This window comes from Brevundimonas nasdae, assembly GCF_019395145.1.
In the GTDB taxonomy this organism is placed as follows: Bacteria; Pseudomonadota; Alphaproteobacteria; order Caulobacterales; family Caulobacteraceae; genus Brevundimonas; species Brevundimonas nasdae.
In genome coordinates, this window is the sequence record NZ_CP080034.1 from 3,018,647 (window position 1) to 3,033,113 (window position 14,467).

Annotated in this window: 13 protein-coding genes and 1 pseudogene; 4 read left to right on the plus strand and 10 right to left on the minus strand. The window is 62.2% G+C overall.

All coding sequences use genetic code 11. The annotated features are described in order from the left end of the window. Positions 1–98: 98 nt before the first annotated feature. Both KWG56_RS14735 and KWG56_RS14740 read left to right on the plus strand, forming a co-directional pair. Positions 99–1,184 (plus strand): hypothetical protein, encoded by a 1,086-nt coding sequence (locus KWG56_RS14735; protein ID WP_219352706.1) that lies wholly within the window; start codon positions 99–101, stop codon positions 1,182–1,184. Between the two features lie 213 nt (positions 1,185–1,397). Continuing rightward, positions 1,398–1,616, plus strand: a complete 219-nt coding sequence (locus KWG56_RS14740) for a hypothetical protein (RefSeq protein WP_219352707.1) — start codon at positions 1,398–1,400, stop codon at positions 1,614–1,616. A gap of 92 nt (positions 1,617–1,708) precedes the next feature. On the opposite strand, the gene KWG56_RS18945 is transcribed toward KWG56_RS14740, so the two are convergent. The 7 genes and pseudogenes from KWG56_RS18945 to KWG56_RS14775 all read right to left on the minus strand — a co-directional run bounded on the left by KWG56_RS18945 (position 1,709) and on the right by KWG56_RS14775 (position 7,656). After that, positions 1,709–2,209, minus strand: coding sequence for an acyltransferase (locus tag KWG56_RS18945; protein ID WP_280638388.1), 501 nt, complete (start codon positions 2,207–2,209; stop codon positions 1,709–1,711). A 35-nt stretch (positions 2,210–2,244) separates the two neighbouring features. Further along, positions 2,245–3,180: a glycosyltransferase gene (locus KWG56_RS14750; RefSeq protein ID WP_219352709.1), complete on the minus strand. Its 936-nt coding sequence runs from the start codon at positions 3,178–3,180 to the stop codon at positions 2,245–2,247. Continuing rightward, entirely contained in the window at positions 3,177–3,755 is a 579-nt protein-coding gene (locus tag KWG56_RS14755) for a WcaF family extracellular polysaccharide biosynthesis acetyltransferase (protein WP_219352710.1), read from the minus strand. Before KWG56_RS14755 ends, KWG56_RS14750 begins: the two co-directional genes overlap by 4 nt. A 17-nt stretch (positions 3,756–3,772) precedes the next feature. Continuing rightward, entirely contained in the window at positions 3,773–5,086 is a 1,314-nt protein-coding gene (locus KWG56_RS14760) for a WcaI family glycosyltransferase (RefSeq protein WP_219352711.1), read from the minus strand. A gap of 98 nt (positions 5,087–5,184) precedes the next feature. Continuing rightward, positions 5,185–5,424, minus strand: a pseudogene (locus KWG56_RS14765) (SDR family NAD(P)-dependent oxidoreductase); the annotation flags it as partial. Further along, positions 5,421–6,743, minus strand: coding sequence for a UDP-glucose dehydrogenase family protein (locus KWG56_RS14770; protein WP_219352712.1), 1,323 nt, complete (start codon positions 6,741–6,743; stop codon positions 5,421–5,423). The pseudogene KWG56_RS14765 and the gene KWG56_RS14770, both read right to left, overlap by 4 nt. A gap of 334 nt (positions 6,744–7,077) precedes the next feature. Next, the gene (locus KWG56_RS14775; protein WP_219352713.1) at positions 7,078–7,656 is read right to left on the minus strand and encodes a TetR/AcrR family transcriptional regulator; all 579 of its coding nucleotides are present in this window, start codon (positions 7,654–7,656) and stop codon (positions 7,078–7,080) included. 97 nt (positions 7,657–7,753) lie between these two features. Here KWG56_RS14775 and KWG56_RS14780 point away from each other — a divergent pair, with 97 nt between their 5' ends. Together KWG56_RS14780 and KWG56_RS14785 are read left to right on the plus strand one after the other, a co-directional pair. Beyond that, the gene (locus KWG56_RS14780) at positions 7,754–8,578 is read left to right on the plus strand and encodes an SDR family NAD(P)-dependent oxidoreductase (protein WP_219352714.1); all 825 of its coding nucleotides are present in this window, start codon (positions 7,754–7,756) and stop codon (positions 8,576–8,578) included. Between the two features lie 45 nt (positions 8,579–8,623). Next, positions 8,624–9,376 (plus strand): SDR family NAD(P)-dependent oxidoreductase, encoded by a 753-nt coding sequence (locus KWG56_RS14785; protein WP_219352715.1) that lies wholly within the window; start codon positions 8,624–8,626, stop codon positions 9,374–9,376. Between the two features lie 21 nt (positions 9,377–9,397). On the opposite strand, the gene KWG56_RS14790 is transcribed toward KWG56_RS14785, so the two are convergent. From KWG56_RS14790 to KWG56_RS14800, 3 genes are read right to left on the minus strand one after another with little or no spacing between them, the layout of a single operon-like run. After that, positions 9,398–9,919: a TetR/AcrR family transcriptional regulator gene (locus KWG56_RS14790; RefSeq protein WP_219352716.1), complete on the minus strand. Its 522-nt coding sequence runs from the start codon at positions 9,917–9,919 to the stop codon at positions 9,398–9,400. A 7-nt stretch (positions 9,920–9,926) separates the two neighbouring features. Then, positions 9,927–11,312, minus strand: a complete 1,386-nt coding sequence (locus KWG56_RS14795; RefSeq protein WP_219352717.1) for an efflux transporter outer membrane subunit — start codon at positions 11,310–11,312, stop codon at positions 9,927–9,929. A gap of 2 nt (positions 11,313–11,314) precedes the next feature. Further along, positions 11,315–14,455, minus strand: coding sequence for a multidrug efflux RND transporter permease subunit (locus KWG56_RS14800; protein ID WP_219352718.1), 3,141 nt, complete (start codon positions 14,453–14,455; stop codon positions 11,315–11,317). Positions 14,456–14,467: the final 12 nt, after the last annotated feature.

The following is a 14,467-nucleotide window of genomic DNA, read 5'->3' on the forward strand; positions in this document are numbered from 1 at the left end:
TATTTTATCTTATGGCTCCACTGTTAATTGCAATGTTAGCAGGGTCAATCTCTGGACAGTTCATTCTAGTTCCGCCGTACCATCCATTTCAGGATGTAATGACGACCCTGAACATTATTGCCTGCGCATTCCTAATATCGGTCTTGCATGCAGTACTACCACGACCAGGGAACCAATCCGGAAAGGTCTCCAGGATAAGCGAGGAGGCCCCCCTCCTGAGCCTTGCTCTATTTTGCTACCTACTCGTATCCGTAGTAAGTTTTGTGCAGACTGGAATAGCGAACGGAGGACACTGGTTTCACTCCGTTCATGAAGGACTGGAAAACAGCCCCTTAATCTTGATTACAAAACACATATCAAGCACGTTAAGAACGGCGATATTCGGCCTGCTGTATTATAGATGGAGGGGTAAAAAAATATCACTTGCTATCGCGCTCTCTGTTGGAGCGGGAGTTGTTGTTTTTGATTCATTCACAACGTTCAATCGCATTAGCGCCGCTTACTACGGCACGATGGTCATTATGATGATGGCAAAATCTCGATTTACACAAATTAGCTTTATCACGGCATCACTACTGGTAGTGCCTCAAGCTAGCAATGTATGGACTACGTTCCGAGGTCTATTTTCTGTTCGAGGCTATAGTATTGACAGCTTTCAACAAGCACTTTTTGATGCAGTCAGGTACAATGGTCAGTACGAGATGGCGTTTGCCGACAAATTAAACGGTATATTCGAGTCGATCAATCTGACGGTTATAAATCACATCATAAATCAGGCGGGAGATGGCATTCCTGCGATGTGGGGTTCGACATTTTTACTGAGACCGGCAACTTTCTATATTCCAAAGATGATTTGGGAGGGTAGACCTGAGTCTTATGGATTTGTACTCGGGCGCGGCATCAACCGGCTTGAACAACTGGCATTGAACTCGACACTTCTAGGTGAGGCCTTCGGTAATTTTCTTTATCTATGGCCATTTGCACTTTCAGGCGTCTTGGCACTTTATACACTCGCCTATAATAAGATCAGCAATTTCCACCCCAGCGTTGGTTTTGCTGCTGCATTTATGGCCTTCGCTATGTGGAGACTTGATTCCTCCTTCGGTACCATCGGCCTTGCGTTTTTGCTCTTGAGCTTGATCGGAATATCCACGATCTATCAGAGGCGAGCGCCGTACAGATAGGTTATGAGACGCCCTTAGGTGTTTAGTCGTGGAATCTGTCGTGTCGGATTGAGCGTGAATCGATCTGGCTTGAAGTCCCGATTTTGGCGATATATTCCTATGGCGCGATGGGGCTGAGCGCCTTAAGCCTGCGAGCGAAGTTGTAGGCGACCATGAAGTCGGTGAGGTGCGCGCACAGCTTGTTGTGGCTATCCTAATAGATGCGTTCGTGGAGTGGTCCATCCGCTCGACTCGGCCATTGATCCAGGGATAGTTCGGCTTCGTCACGATCTGCGCGATGTCATCCACCTCGCAGATCATGGCGAAGCGCATCTGGCGCGACCAGGCGGCGTTTCGATTGCAGGGCTGTCCGACGAACTGGATGCCATTGTCTGTCGAGATGGTGTGGACGCGGTAGTGCACGGCCTCCAGCAGATGCTGGAGAAATCCTAGCCCGCCCGCCTGTCAGACGTATCGATCACCGCGAACTTTCTGGTGTGGTCAATGCGTACAAACAGACGCCATCAATCCGCGGGATCAAACACCTAGCTTGAAGCGAGGCCTCTCTCATGATGGATCCGATCCGAAGTAGTCATTCGTTCACTCACCGGACGAGCCGGATTTCCAGCCACGACTGCATAAGCGTCAACGTCGCGGCTAACTACAGAGCCAGCGGCGATGATCGCGCCGCGCCCGATTGTTACACCACTCAGAATTGTGGCGTTAAAACCAATCCAAACGTCGTCCCCAATGTGAACTTCATCCCGCGCGTCACGGGCTCGTGATTCAGGTGCACCCAAGGTCGTGGCCTGTGAGATCATGACACCGATCTGGCCGAGGTTATGCTCATAGCGACTCACGATCCCGACTTGGCTGCCAATGAGGACGCCGGCACCAATCGAGCCATTGCAGGAAATCCAGACATTGGTTCCGATCGCCACCTTCGGACCAATGGTCAACTGATCCACGGCGTTAATGAAACAACCCGCGCCCACCTGAAGGTCGGACTCGAAGGCAACGTTCCGGCGCACCGCGAGACGGCGCATCAGCCGTCGATATAGAGGTCTTAATATGGACCGGATCATCGTAGTTTTCCGCGACGCTTCAATTTTACTAGGCGTTTGACCATGCCGAGCCGAGCCAAAACCACCTGAACTCTCGCGTCCCAGCTTTGACGCATCAAATCCAGGGCGGCGAAATCAATCTCAACGGTCGCGGGCCAGTCGCCGACCTCAGCATTGGTCGGAACATCTGTACCGAGCAACAGTTTGTAGGGGTTAAGCGCGCTCGCATGCGTGCCTCCCTTGCCAACGCCAATGTTAGTGACATAGCGCCGGGTCGGGAAAACCGACACCCCGCCTTCTGAAAATATCTTCTGATGCCAGCGGATGAACCAGCTATCGACCAACCCCTTCTGGGCTAGGTCGAGGAGGTCAGAGGCGCTGCTCAGACCATCCACGTCGAAGAAGTGCCGGAAGCTTCGCGACCTCAGGGTAGCTGCCGGAACGGTCGGCTGGTCAAACTCAAAACGATCCCATGCTCGCTTCCACGTTGCCCATCCCCATGGGTGGGCAAACGGAATACAAATAGATCGGTTTTGGAGCATCAACTGAGGATGCTGATATGTATAACCGCAAATGCTCCAGACTCGAGGCTCATCAGCATAACGGGCTAGGCCTTTGAGGAAATAGGTCAATGCCGACGGAGCAAGAACAAGATCGTCCTCAAGCACGATAGCATGACCGTGGCGCGCACATACGTCAGAGACGCCGGCATAGATCGACCGGCGGAGACCCCGGTTCTCAGGGGCGGCGACGATGCGCCAGTTCGCCGTCGCAGCTTGGTGTGCGACCCGCAGCGTTTCAGTTACTGCCTCACTCTCGGCAACGGACCGAGGAGCATCAACAAAAACAGTAACGTCCGCCTCAGCAAACTCGGGGCAGGCAGATAGACTGTCCAAGAGCCGCGCAAGACTGGCAGGTCTGTTAAATGCAAAAATGGCCAGCGCGGGTTTCATTGAGCGTCGCCAGTCATGTCCGACAGGCCGACCGTAGCCACCCTGGCTCGAATCCAGGCAAGTGGCGACCCCGCATAAACGCCAAAGGGCTCTGTGCTGTGACGCACCACGCTCTTAGCCGCAATGACCGAGCCCCGGGCGATAGTCACACCGGGATGGACGAAAGCACCGGCGGCGATCCACGCCTCATCCTCAACCGTAATCATCTCGGCAAAAATATCAAAGGAGGGGACAGTCATATCGTGCGACCCCGTGCACAGATAGCAGTGTTGAGACACGACTGCGTTCTTGCCGATGTGGATGGCTCCAAGTGTGTAAAGTTCGGCATAGTCTCCGACCCAACTATGGTCTCCGATGGTTAGGTTCCACGGATAGGTGACCCGCACGCTGGGTCGTATCAGCACGCCTGCACCAATGCTGGCACCGAACACACGTAGCAACCAGTTGCGCCAACCAAACATGAACTGCGGCGAGCATGCGAAAAGCGTCGATTGAACTAGCCACCACAATTGCACTATCAAAACCGACCGACCGCGAAATCCCGGCGGCGTACGGAATTGAGACAAATCTTGCACGGTAGGTTTTCTCACTCTTACACCCGATCCGACAAGGTAAAGGCCTCGACCTCAAAATCATCAATGATGGCGCTCTTGCGCCAACGGGTCTCAGCGCGGAGGCGGCCAGCGGCACCGAGGGTGCGGCGCAGATCGGGGTCGTCCGCGAGACGCAGGATGGCGATGGTCATTGCTTCGGCATCGGGCGCAACGGCCAGTCCACAGCCCTCGACCTCATGCGCCAGTCCCGTGCCCTCACTAGCCATGGCGACAACCGGCCTCCCGGAGGCCAACATGCCCGTCAGTTTAGACGGCAGGACCAGATCGGCGGCCTCGGGACGTTGGGGTAACAGATGAATATCCGCCGTGCCCAGAAGTTCCGGCAGACGTTCCGATGGCTGCAGTGGCAGAAAATGAACAGTGTCTACGCCTTTGCAAGAGGCCTCTAGCGCGAGGCGAGCAGGACCTTCACCACATAGCAGAAGCGACACCGGAGCTAGAGCAGCTTTAAGGTTTTTAGCCACTTGAGCTAGTACCTCTAGCCCTTGTTTGCCGGCCATATTGCCAGAATATAGGGCAACGATCTGGTCATCGGGAATGCCCAGTTCTTTTCGGTACCGTGTGTTAGGGCTGGCGAATACTTGCACGGCATCAACGTCTACCCAATTGCGAAACTCAACGATTCTGTCAGTGCTGACACCTTTGGCCACCAAGCGCTGAATCATGGCGGGTGAGATACTGGACACTCGGTCGAACGTTCGAAACAGACTGCTCTCGACCCGCAGCGCCATCGCACGGCCTGTTGTGTTCTTCAGCATGTTCAAATCAAAGGCGGCGTCCACCTCGAAGTCCTGAATATGCAACCAACTGGATGCTCCCGAAGCTTTTGCAGCCGCCAATGCCGTAGATGCCGCAGCCAAGGTCGGGGCTACAGCGAAAACAAGGTCAGGTTTGAAGCGCAGGGCCACACCAAGGGCCGCCGGAAGGGCGGCAGCCCCAAACGAAGCCAAATGCATCATACGCTTGAAGGGGTCGGGCCTTGGCGGAACATAGAGAGGAGTACGATGGACTACGACGTTATTCAGTGTCTCGTTGCTCCACCGGGCACCAGAGTATCCTGAAGGAACAGACCAGGCCGGGTAGTAAGGCGGTCCGGTCACCACTTCGACCTTATGCCCGCGCGCAACTAGGTCTTCTGCAAATTCCGTCGTATATTTTGCACAACCAACCAGTTCAGGAGCGTAGTTCAGCGCAACGATCAGAATTCGAAGACGTTCATTATTGAATCGATTTTCTGGACTTAGTTCAGTTACGTTGAAATCTAAATTGCCGACCACCTCACCCACTTTCATAACCCCATCCCCGCTTGCCTCACTATACAAACCCGTCCTTCAGCAGAATCTTGGGCAGGTAATCGGTCAGGGCATTCAGCTTTGACATCAGCACAGGTAGCGCCGCTATCGGCGACCAGGGCCTTCATCTGCTCATGATCAGCGATGTCGGCGCGGACCATGCGGAAGCCCTCGCGGCCTTCCAGTCGGGCGGCGCGGGCCTCTTTCAGCGCCGGGTCGTAATAGTCGTTGAAGACATCCACGCCGATCACGGTTTCGCCCCGATCGAGCAGGCGCTCGGCCGTGTGCATGCCGATGAAGCCGGCCGCGCCCGTGACGATGATCGGCGTGCCCATCAGCCGCGTCCGATGCCGGAGTATTTGAAGCCGCGCTTGAGCATGTCCTCGGGCCGATAGACGTTCCTCAGATCGACCAGCACCGGCTGGTTCATCAGCCCCTTGACCCGGTCCAGATCCAGGGCGCGGAACTGGTCCCATTCGGTGACGATAACCACGGCGTCGGCGCCGGTGACGGCGTCATAGGCGCTGGCCTTCATCTCGACGCCGTCCAGCAGCTTGGCCGCTTCGTGCATGCCCTCGGGATCAAAGGCCTGGACCTTGGCCCCGGCGGCGATCAGGGCGGGTGCGATGTCGAGGCTGGGCGCGTCGCGCATGTCGTCGGTGTTGGGCTTGAAGGTCAGGCCCAGCAGGGCGACGGTCTTGCCAGAGACACTGTTGCCCAGGGTCGTCTCGACGCGACCCGCCATGGCCTTCTTGCGCGCGTCGTTGACCTCGACCGTCGTTTCGATCAGGCGGACGGGGGCACCATACTGCTGGGCCGTGCGGACCAGAGCGATGGTGTCCTTGGGGAAGCAGGAGCCGCCATAGCCCGGACCGGCGTGCAGGAACTTGGACCCGATCCGCTTGTCCAGGCCGATGCCGCGCGCGACCTGCTGCACGTCGGCGCCGACGGCTTCGCACAGGTCAGCCATCTCGTTGATGAAGGTGATCTTCATCGCCAGGAAGGCGTTGGCGGCGTATTTGATCAGTTCGGAGGTGCGGCGGCCGACGAACAGCAGCGGGCTCTCGTTCAGGTTCAGCGGGCGGTACAGTTCGCCCATCACACCCTTGGCGCGCTGGCCCACGTCGCCGTCGATGTCGTTGACGCCGATCACCACCCGGTCAGGGCGTTTGAAGTCGCCGATGGCGGCGCCTTCGCGCAGGAACTCGGGGTTGGAGACGACGGCGAATTCGGCGTTCGGATTGGCCTTTCGGATGATCGCCTCCACCTCGTCGCCGGTGCCGACCGGAACGGTGGATTTGGTGACCACGACGGTGAAGCCGTCGATCAGACCCGCGATCTCTTCCGCCGCCGCATAGACGTAGGACAGGTCCGCATGACCGTCGCCGCGACGGGTCGGGGTGCCCACGGCGATGAAGACGGCGTCGGCGTTGCGGATGGCCTCGGCGCCGTCCAGGGTGAAGGACAGCCGCCCTTCGCGCACGTTCGTGGCGACCAGATCATCCAGGCCCGGCTCATAGATCGGAATCTCGCCGCCGTTCAGCCGCTCGATCTTGGACGGGTCCTTGTCGATGCAGGTCACCACATGACCGAAATCGGCAAAACAGGCCCCTGACACCAGGCCGACATAGCCCGTGCCGATCATCGCAACACGCATAGAATACGCCCCCAACAAGCTTGACGGCTCCTTACCCCGTTGCGATGCAACATAGCAACGGTTGATAAGGCTGTGGGCGACCAATAGGATGTCGCAGGCACGATGTCGCCCCACACCCAGCCCGGACTGGCCGCAAACGACGTAGCCGCACTTTACGCCACTGCGACAACCTTGGCTGTTACAGCCCAAAAAACTACAATCTTGTTTCCCCTGCCTTTTTCGTCAGACTACGAATCTGGGGTCAGGAGTTCGAATCTCTTCGGGTGCGCCATTTTCCTTCAATGGCTTAGCGTCGTTGAGCATGTATTAGGCTGGCGTCAGACGCTTCGGCGTCTCAAAAGCGGTTAGGCGCCCGCAATCCAGCCGCTGTCACTGCCGCCAGCGCCTTCACCTGATCGCATAGGGCCGCGTTGTCCTGCGCCATGTCCTTGAAGCCTTTCACCGCGTTCGAGATCACGGCGGCGAACAGGTGTTCGGGGATGTCTAGGCGACTGTCGGCCAGGGGTTGGCGGATGATGTCGGCGATCAGGGCCTCGAACGCCTGGTGGCTTTCGCGGACGGGCAGGACTTTCAGGTCGAACAGGTCCTGGGCGTCGGGATAGTCGCGCACCAGTTCATAGGCGCCCAGAACCCAGGTTTCGCAGGCGAACACCAGCCTGTCCTGCAAGGTTTCGCGCTCGGCCACGCCCAGGCGGATTTCGGCGATCCGGTCGGCGACCATGGCGCGGATGACGGCGTGGAAGATGCTCTCCTTGTCGCGAAAGCTCAGATAGAGGGTCGGCCGCGTCAGGCCCGCCGCCTGGGCGATGTCCCCCATCGTGGTGCGCCCATAGCCGTAGCGCAGGAACACGTCCCGCGCCGCCGAAACCACCATCGTCCGCCGGTCCGATACCGGTTCCGCCTCATCTGCCATGGGGCCGATCTGACATATCGCGAAAAAATGTCAAACCGCGTCATTGACAATCTGACAACAAATGTCATTTGCCGAACTCACTCAAGAGAGCTCGAAAATGGCAGACTCCAAAATCTGGTTCATCACCGGCGCCAGCCGCGGCTTCGGCCGCATCTGGACCGAAGCCGCCCTGGCCCGTGGCGACAAGGTCGCCGCCGCCGTCCGCACCCCCTCGGCGCTGGATGATCTGGCGCAGAAGCACGGCGACAGCCTGCATGTCGTCAAGATCGACGTCACAGACCGGGACGGCGTCATCCAGGCCGTGTCGGATGTCGTCAGCCATTTCGGACGCATCGACGTGGTGCTGAACAACGCCGGTTTCGGCTGCATGGGCGCCGTCGAGGAAGTCAGCCCGGACGATGCGCGCGCCACCTTCGAGACCAATGTCTTCGGCTCGCTGTGGGTCATTCAGGCCGTTCTGCCGCACCTGCGGGCCCAGGGCTTCGGCCATATCCTGCAGCTGTCCAGCGTGGCGGGCGTCGTCGCCCTGCCCACCGCAGGCGTCTATGAGGCCGCCAAGTTCGCCGTCGAGGGCCTGGTCGAAGCCCTGGCCTCCGAGGTCGCGCGCTTCGGCGTCAAGGCGACCCTGATCGAGCCGGGCGGTTACGCCACCGACTTCCTGGAAGGAACCAACATCAGGAACGCCGAACCCATCGCCGCCTATGATCCCGTGCGTGAAGACCTGGCCCGCCAGATCACCGCCGACCAGCTGGGCGATCCCCGCGCCACGGTTCCGGCCATCCTGAAGCTGGTCGATTCCGACACGCCGCCGCTGCGCCTGATCCTGGGCGACCTGCTGCCTCTGGTGAAGACGGTCTATGCCGACCGGATCCAGACCTGGGAGGCTTGGGACGATGTCGCGCGGGCCGCAAAGACCCTCTGACGCCGCGCCGTCCAATCGCTCATCTTATCTGAAAGGCCTGCCCCCATGCCCCAGTCCCCTGCCCGTTTCACCGACCAGACCATCATCGTCACCGGCGCAGGGGCCGGCATAGGGCGGGCCACGGCCCTGCGCCTGGCCAGCGAGGGCGCCCGGGTCATCGCCGCCGACCTGTCCGCCGCCAATCTGGCGTCTCTGGCCGATGAGGCCGCAGGCGGAGAGATCGTCCCCGTCGTCGGCGACCTGACCCAGACCGACTTCATCGACGCCGTCGTCGCGGCGGGCGGCGACCGGATCGACGGCGTGGCGAATATCGCCGGGATCTCGGACGGCTGGCGTCCCCCGGCGGAGATCGACGACGCCACATGGCAGCGGGTGTTCGACCTGAACCTGACGGCGCCCATGCGGCTGTCACGCGCGGTCCTGCCGCAGATGCTGGCCAGAGGACGCGGGGCCTTCGTCTTCGTCTCGTCGGAAGCCAGCTTCCGCGCCTCGCTGTCGGGCGCCGCCTACACCAGCTCCAAACACGGGCTGAACGGCTTCGCCAAGTCCATCGCCTTCTACTATGGAGCCGAAGGCATTCGCTCCAATGTCGTCGCGCCGGGCGGGGTCCTGACCGGCATGGATACGGTCTTCCACTCCGACTACGCCAAGGCCAAGACTGCGCCGATCCTGCAGACGGCCCCGGCCTCGGTCGAGCCGGACGTCATCGTCCATTCCATCCTGTGGCTGCTGTCGGACGACTCGCCCAACATCAACGGCGTGATCCTGCCGTGCGACAGCGGCTGGACCACGATGTGAGGCTGCGGGGGCGGCGCGCCCCTAAGGGTTCGAAACCAGCGCGGGCGCGTCCAGATCGGCGTACATGCGCCGCGCCATCTGCTTGAACTCGGGATCGTCGATATGGGCGGCCAGCAGCAGGGTCTGGGCCAGTTCGGCGCAGACCACCGCCCCCAGACGCACGTCCAGAGGCGGATTCCTGTCCATGGCGGCCTTTTGCGCCATCGCCCGGCTGACGGCGCGCTTGACCTCGATCGGCGCATAGGCGGCGGCCAGGACCAGACGCGCGGCCTTCTGATGGGCGGGCGACTGCTCGCCCGGCGTCCAGTCCTCGACCTCGTCCAGCGCCGTCTCCACGCAACGGACGAAAAGCTGGGCCTTTCCAGTGAAATATCGGACGATCAGGGCGTGATCTACGCCCGCCCGGCTGGCGATCCGCCGCAGGTTGGCTTCATGATAGCCCAGCGCGTCGAACAGGTCGGCCGCCGTGGCCAGGATGCGTTCGGGCGTCGACAGACAGTCGCATCCCCTGCCCGTCCCCAGCGGCCGTCCCGTTCTGCTCATGGCGGCGTCACCCTCCGTCGCCATCGACCTTAGGCCCGCCGCCCAGCGCGCGATAGAGGGCGATGCTGGCCGACGACTGCGCCGCCTGCGCCCCCAGCAGGGCCAACTGGCCGCCATACAGCTGACGCTGGGCGTCCAGCAGCTCCAGACGGCTGGTGGCCCCGGCGCGGTAACGGGCCTCGGCCAGGGTCACACGCCGCGACGCCGCCTCGACCGCCTGGCGTTGGGCCGCGATCTGACGGTCATAGGTTTCGCGCGCGGCCAGACCATCGGACACCTCGGCAAAGGCCCGCTGGATGGCCCATTCGTAGCCCGCCACGGCGGCGTTCTGACGAATGACCGACAGGTCCAGCTGGGCCTGCAGCCGCCCCCCCTGGAAGATCGGCACGCTGATCTGGGGCGTGAACGACCAGACCTCCGGTCCGTCGAACAGGCTGTCGAGGTCGGAGCTGGCATAGCCGTACTGACCCGTCAGGGCGATGCTGGGCAGAAAGGCCCGCCGCGCCGCACGGATGTCGGCGCGGGCGGCGAACAGCGACCGCTCGGCCTGACGGATGTCAGGACGTCGGGTCAGCAGATCGGACGGCAGGCCGACCGGCAGACGCGTCAGCACCGGGCTGGTCTCAAACGTCGCCGTTCCCAGTTGATCCGCCGCCAAGGGCCGCCCGACCACCAGAACCAGAGCGTTTTCGGCGACGGCGGCGTCGCGCCGCGCCGCCTGCAGGTCCGCCTCGGCCGAACGCACCTGGGCCTCGGACGAGGCGACCTCGGAGCCGTCGGCCTGACCGGCGTCGTACAGTTGCCGGGTCAGGCGTTCGGACGCCTGCCAGTCCGTCAATGTCGCCTCGGTCAGACGCACCCGCTCGCGCGCCGCCAGGGTGGCGACATAGGCGTCCGCGACGGTGGCGCTGAGGGTGATCCGCGCCGCCTGCGCCCCCTCGCCCGCCGCCAGATAGGACTGGAAGGCGGCCTCGGACTGGGCGCGCAGCCGACCGAACAGGTCCAGTTCGAAGGTGCTGAGGCCCAGACCCGCCTGGGCCTGGCTCTGCTCCCCGTCTCCGATGCCAGACCGGGCGCGGGTGTAGGCGCCCGACACCCCGATCTGCGGCCAGAAGCTGGAGCGCTGCATCCGCAGCTGGGCCTGGGCCGCATCCGCCTCCAACAGGGCCAGCCGCAGGGGGCGGCTGTCGCTGAGGGCGATCTCGACCAGTTGCTGCAGGCGGGGATCGACGAAGACCCCGCGCCAATCCAGATCCGCCGCCGTCTGGGCGTCAGAAACGCTTTCGACCGGGTATTGGTCGGCGGCCACCTGGACGGCCGGATCAACGGTCGGGATGGTCTGGCAGGCGGCGAGAAGGGCCGCCGCCGCCGACAGGGTGAGGAGACGACGCATGGTCAGACCTTCCGCGAGAAGTTGGGCAGGCGCAGGTTCAGCGCGGCGGCGCGGCGTTGCAGGAACTCGATCCCGCCGACCACGACCACGAAGAAGACCGGCACGAAGATGATCGCGAACAGGGTGCCCGTGATCATGCCGCCGAAGACGCCGGTGCCGATCGCCTGCTGGGTCGCCGAGCTTGCGCCCGAGGCCAGCATCAGGGGCGTGACGCCCAGGGTGAAGGCCAGCGAGGTCATGATGATCGGGCGCAGACGCAGGCGCGCCGCTTCGATCGCCGCCTCGACCAGCCCCATCCCCTGTTCGCGCAGCATCTTGGCGAACTCGACGATCAGGATGGCGTTCTTCGAGGACAGGCCGATGATGGTGATCATCCCCACCTTGAAGAAGACGTCGTTGGGCAGGCCGCGGATCATCACCGCCGCCACCGCGCCGATCAGGCCCAGCGGCACCACCAGCATGACCGACAGCGGGATGCTCCAGCTCTCGTACAGGGCCGCCAGCACCAGGAAGACGACCAGCATCGACAGGATCAGCAGCATGGTGGCCTGATCGCCGGTCTGCTTCTCCTGCAGCGAGGTGCTGGTCCAGGCCACGGCGAAACCGTCCGGCAGTTGTTTCACCAGCCGCTCCATCTCGGCCATGGCCTCGCCGCTGGACACGCCGGGCGAGGCGCTGCCGGAGATGCGGATCGACGGATAGCCGTTGTAGCGGACCTGCTGGACGGGGGCGTCCTCCCAGATCGGCCGCACGAAGTTGGACAGGGGCGCCATGCCGCCGGACGTGCTGCGCACATACAGGGCCATGACGTCGCCGATCTGCATCCGGTGCGAGGCCTCGGCCTGGATGATCACCTGCTGCAGACGTCCGTGGTTGGGGAAGTCGTTGACATAGGTGGAGCCCATGGCGGCCGAGATGGTGCTGCGGATCGCATCGAACGACACGCCCTGCGCGGCCGCCTTCTCGCGGTCGATCTCAAGCCGGATGCTGGATCCGGGCGGCAGGCTCTCGGGATAGACCCCGGCGACGACCTTGCTCTCGGCGGCCAGCTGAAGCAGCTGGTTCTGCGCCGCCTGAAGCGCGCCCTGACCCTGGTTCCTCAGATCCTGCAGACGCATGGTGAAGCCCGCGCTGGTGCCCAGTTCCGGAATGGCCGGCGGGTTCAGCGACATGACCATGCCGTCCGAGACATTGGCCATGGCGGCGTTGGCCGCCATGATCTCTTCCTGCGCGGTCGCACCGTGACGGTCTTTCCAGTCGACCATGTTGGTGAAGGCGATGCCGGTGTTGGGGCCGGAGCCGTTGAAGCCGAAGCCCTGGATGGAGATCACGCTCTCCACCCCGTCACGGCTGCGCACGGCGTTCTCGAACTCGCGGATCACCCCGATGGTGCGCTCCGCCGTCGCCTCGGCAGGCAGGGTGAACATGGTGATGAAGGCGCCCTGATCCTCATCCGGCAGGAAGGCGGACGGCAGGCGCACGAAGGTGAAGCCCAGCGCCAGAACCATGACAGCAAAAACCGCCATCATCCGACCGCCGCGCCGGATGGCCGTGCCGACCCAGCCGGTGTAGCGGCCCGTCAGACGGTCCATGCCGCGGTTGAACCAGCCGAAGAAGCCCTTCTTCTCGTGATGGCCGGGATCGACGGGCTTCAGCAGGGTGGCGCACAGGGCGGGCGTCAGAGACAGGGCCAGAAGCGCCGAAAACAGGATGGAGACCGCCATCGAAACGCTGAACTGGCGATAGATTTCGCCGACCGAGCCCGAGGCGAAGGCCATCGGAATAAAGACCGCCGACAACACCAGGGTGATGCCGATGACGGCGCCGGTGATCTCCTTCATCGCCTTCTTGGTGGCTTCCTTGGGCGACAGGCCCTCGGTGGCCATGATCCGCTCGACGTTCTCGACCACCACGATGGCGTCATCGACGATGATGCCGATGGCCAGAACCATGCCGAACATGGTCAGGACATTGATCGAGAAGCCCGTCGCCATCATCACCGCCAGAGTCCCCATCAGGGCGATGGGCGCGACGATGGACGGGATCAGGGTGTAGCGGACGTTCTGCAGGAACAGGAACATCACCAGGAAAACCAGCACCATGGCCTCGACCAGGGTGTGGACCACCTTCTCGATCGAGATTTCGACGAAGGGCGCGGTGTCGAACGGCACCGAGACCGCCATGCCGTCAGGCAGGGCCGGCTCCAGCTCCTTCAAACGCTGGTGCAGGGCCTTGGCCGTGGCCACGGCGTTGCCGCCTGGGGCCAGCTGAACTGCCGCAACCGCAATGGGGCGGCCATTCTCGAAGGCCGAGAAGTCATAGAACTGGGCGCCCAGCTCGACGCGGGCCACGTCGCCGATGGTCAGGCTGGAGCCGTCCAGGTTTGAGCGCAGCACGATGGCGGCGAACTGTTCGGGCGTCGTCAGCTGGCCGTCGGCCGTCATCGGCACGGTGACGCTCTGGCCTTCGATCTGCGGCATCCCACCCAGGCGACCCGGCGCGATCTGGGCGTTCTGGGTCTGGATGGCGGCGGCGACGTCATTGACCGTGATGTCGTAGCTGGCCAGCTTCTGCGGATCGATCCAGACGCGCATGGCCCGCTCGGACGAGAAGTTCTGAACCCGGCCGACGCCTTCGACCCGCTTCAGCTCCTCGATCATGTTGCGCGACATGTAGTCGCCCAGCTCCTGGGCGTTGTAGCGCCCGCCGTCCGCGCTGACGGCGACCATCATCAGGAAGCCTGACGAGGCGGCTTCGACATAGAGGCCGCTCTGGCGCACCATCTGCGGCAGGCGCGGCTCGACCGCCTTCAGACGGTTCTGCACGTCCACCTGGGCCAGGTCCGGGTCGGTGCCCGGCTTGAAGGTGGCGGTGATCTGGGCGATGCCCGAGGTGTCCGTCGCGCTTTCGAAATAGAGCAGGTTCTTGACGCTGGACAGCTCGCGCTCGATCGGCCCGACCACGCTGTCGGTCAGCGACTGGGTCGAGGCGCCGGGATAGTTGGCGTAGATGGTGACGGTGGGCGGCGCCACCGAGGGAAACCGCTCAACGGCCAGATTGGGAATCGCCAACAGGCCAAGCAGGATGATGAAGATGGAGAGCACCCATGCGAACACGGGCCTCTCGATGAAAAACTGGGGCATGGCGCGGCTCGA

Bases quoted from the DNA above. Each gene is read 5' to 3' on its own strand.
- KWG56_RS14735 (WP_219352706.1), top strand. From the start codon at position 99: ATGACGACCCTGAACATTATTGCCTGCGCATTCCTAATATCGGTCTTG.
- KWG56_RS18945 (WP_280638388.1), bottom strand. From the start codon at position 2,209: ATGCGCCGTCTCGCGGTGCGCCGGAACGTTGCCTTCGAGTCCGACCTT.
- KWG56_RS14750 (WP_219352709.1), bottom strand. From the start codon at position 3,180: ATGAAACCCGCGCTGGCCATTTTTGCATTTAACAGACCTGCCAGTCTT.
- KWG56_RS14760 (WP_219352711.1), bottom strand. From the start codon at position 5,086: ATGAAAGTGGGTGAGGTGGTCGGCAATTTAGATTTCAACGTAACTGAA.
- KWG56_RS14770 (WP_219352712.1), bottom strand. From the start codon at position 6,743: ATGCGTGTTGCGATGATCGGCACGGGCTATGTCGGCCTGGTGTCAGGG.
- KWG56_RS14775 (WP_219352713.1), bottom strand. From the start codon at position 7,656: ATGGCAGATGAGGCGGAACCGGTATCGGACCGGCGGACGATGGTGGTT.
- KWG56_RS14780 (WP_219352714.1), top strand. From the start codon at position 7,754: ATGGCAGACTCCAAAATCTGGTTCATCACCGGCGCCAGCCGCGGCTTC.
- KWG56_RS14785 (WP_219352715.1), top strand. From the start codon at position 8,624: ATGCCCCAGTCCCCTGCCCGTTTCACCGACCAGACCATCATCGTCACC.
- KWG56_RS14790 (WP_219352716.1), bottom strand. From the start codon at position 9,919: ATGAGCAGAACGGGACGGCCGCTGGGGACGGGCAGGGGATGCGACTGT.
- KWG56_RS14795 (WP_219352717.1), bottom strand. From the start codon at position 11,312: ATGCGTCGTCTCCTCACCCTGTCGGCGGCGGCGGCCCTTCTCGCCGCC.
- KWG56_RS14800 (WP_219352718.1), bottom strand. From the start codon at position 14,455: ATGCCCCAGTTTTTCATCGAGAGGCCCGTGTTCGCATGGGTGCTCTCC.